Origin of the sequence: Streptomyces sp. NPDC059668, assembly GCF_042734135.1 — a bacterium.
GTDB lineage: Bacteria > Actinomycetota > Actinomycetes > Streptomycetales > Streptomycetaceae > Streptomyces.
The window spans coordinates 1-2,199 of the sequence record NZ_JBHWEL010000155.1; the positions used below are offsets into that span (position 1 = coordinate 1).

Consider the following 2,199-nt stretch of genomic DNA (forward strand, 5'->3'; position numbering starts at 1 on the left):
GTCGACGACCCGTGGGGTTACGGCCGTTCGCTGGAGTGGGCCACCTCCTGCCCGCCGCCGCGCCACAACTTCCTCACCCTGCCGCGGATCCGCAGTGAATCCCCGGCGTTCGACCTGCACCACCCGGAGATCGCCGCTCTCGACCAGCTCGAGAACGCCGGTCACGGTTCGGCGGCCCTGGCTGGCGGCAAGGAGGCCGGCAAGTGAAGGTCCAAGGCAAGATGTTCCTCTGGCTGGCCCTCTTCATCCTGATCATGGCCATCGTCTACGGCCTGTGGTCGAAGGAGCCGGCCGGCACCACGGCGCTCTTCCTGGGCTTCGGCCTGAGCGTCATGATCGGCTACTACCTGGCCTTCACGGCCCGGCGGGTCGACCAGCTGGCGCAGGACAACAAGGAGGCCGACGTCGCGGACGAGGCCGGTGAGGTGGGGTTCTTCGCCCCGCACAGCTGGCAGCCGCTCGCGCTCGGTATCGGTGGCGCGCTCGGGTTCATGGGCGTCATCTTCGGCTGGTGGCTGCTGTACTTCTCGGCCCCGCTGCTCCTGATCGGTCTGTGGGGCTGGGTCTTCGAGTTCTACCACGGTCCCAACCGGACCCAGTAGGACACGGCGGCCCGCGCCACGCGCGGGACACCTTTACACCACGGAACCCGGACTCTCCGTCAGGAGGGTCCGGGTTCCGTGCGTGTCGCGGCGGGATGTCCCCCGGTCGGCTCACCCGCCGTGCCGTCACGGCCGGCCGTTCATAGCGTGAGCTCATGAACCACTCACCGCGAATCCGCACGGTCGTCAGCTGCGCCACGCTGGTGGTTGCCTTCGGCGCGGCCACGACCGCCTGCGGCTCAGACAGTCATCCGCTGGCGGCCAAGCCGTACGACGCGGCGGGCCTGATCTCCTTCAACGGTCCGGTCGAAGGCGACAGCAGCAAGGTGGACCCGGACAAGCCGCTCGAGATCACCGTCAACGACGACGACGAGCGCATCACCGATGTGACGGCGACGGACGCGACGGGCCGGTACGTGGCGGGTGAGCTCGCCGCCGACGGCACCCGCTGGCACAGCACCTCGGCCCTGGCCGCGGGCACCCACTACACGGTGCAGGTGAGCACGGAGGACGAGGACGGCGCCCAGGGCCGCAAGTCCATCGGCTTCGACACCACCACGCCCAAGGCGAAGAAGACCCTCGGCGTCACCTTCGGGCCCGACGCGGGCGAGTACGGCGTCGGACAGCCCGTCACCGCCCAACTCAGTGCCCCCGTCAAGGACAAGGCCGCCCGCACGATCGTCGAGCGGGCCCTGCGGGTGGACTCGACGCCCGCCGCGGAAGGCGCCTGGCACTGGGTGGACGACAAGACCCTGCACTACCGCCCCAAGGAGTACTGGCCCGCCCACGCCACGATCCGGGCGCACAGCAACCTCAAGGGCGTCAAGGTCCGCGAAGGGCTCTGGGGCGGCGACGCGAAGCCCCTGACGCTCACCACCGGCGACCAGCTCGTCGCCCTCACGGACGCCGGCACACACGTCATGACGGTGTACAAGAACGGCGCGGTGATCAACAAGATCCCCATCACCACGGGCAAGCCGGGCTTCGAGACGCGCAACGGCGTCAAGGTGGTGCTCAGCAAGGAGTACGTCGTACGGATGCGCGGTACCACCGTCGGCATCGCCGAGGGTTCCGCCGACTCCTACGACCTGCCCGTGTACTACGCGACCCGGGTCACCTGGAGCGGCGAGTACGTGCACGCGGCGCCCTGGTCGGTGGGCTCCCAGGGATACGCCAACGTCAGCCACGGCTGCACCGGCATGAGCACCAGCAACGCGGCGTGGTTCTTCAACCACGTGCGCGTAGGCGACATCGTGAAGGTCGTCAACTCCAACGGAGCCCAGATGGCCGCGTTCGACAACGGATTCGGCGACTGGAACGTCTCCTGGGCGAACTGGCGCAGCGGCAGTGCCCTGGTGGGCGGTACCCCCGACGGCCCGCCGGTGGCGGAGAAGGCGCGCCTGCGTCCCGAGTCCGTGTGAGAGAACGCCGCTCTCCCGCGCCCCCCGCCGAGGGGGCGGGACTCGGGCGGGGCGGGCCGGGGGGGCCGCCCCGCCCCCAACGTGCGACGGCCCCCGCCCCCCCGCCCCGGCCGTCCGCACCACCCCGCAGGCACCGCCCGAAGGAGGCGCCGCCCGGAGGAGGCGCCGCCCTGTAG

At 70.5% G+C, this 2,199-nt stretch carries 2 protein-coding genes and 1 pseudogene; all 3 read left to right on the plus strand.

Annotated elements, in window-relative coordinates; translation table 11 throughout:
* Positions 1-207, plus strand: a pseudogene (locus ACFV2J_RS42495) (cytochrome ubiquinol oxidase subunit I); the annotation flags it as partial.
* Entirely contained in the window at positions 204-602 is a 399-nt protein-coding gene (locus tag ACFV2J_RS42500; RefSeq protein ID WP_351626278.1) for a cytochrome c oxidase subunit 4, read from the plus strand. The pseudogene ACFV2J_RS42495 and the gene ACFV2J_RS42500, both read left to right, overlap by 4 nt.
* Before the next feature lie 155 nt (positions 603-757).
* Positions 758-2,023, plus strand: a complete 1,266-nt coding sequence (locus tag ACFV2J_RS42505; protein WP_385092469.1) for an Ig-like domain-containing protein — start codon at positions 758-760, stop codon at positions 2,021-2,023.
* Positions 2,024-2,199: the final 176 nt, after the last annotated feature.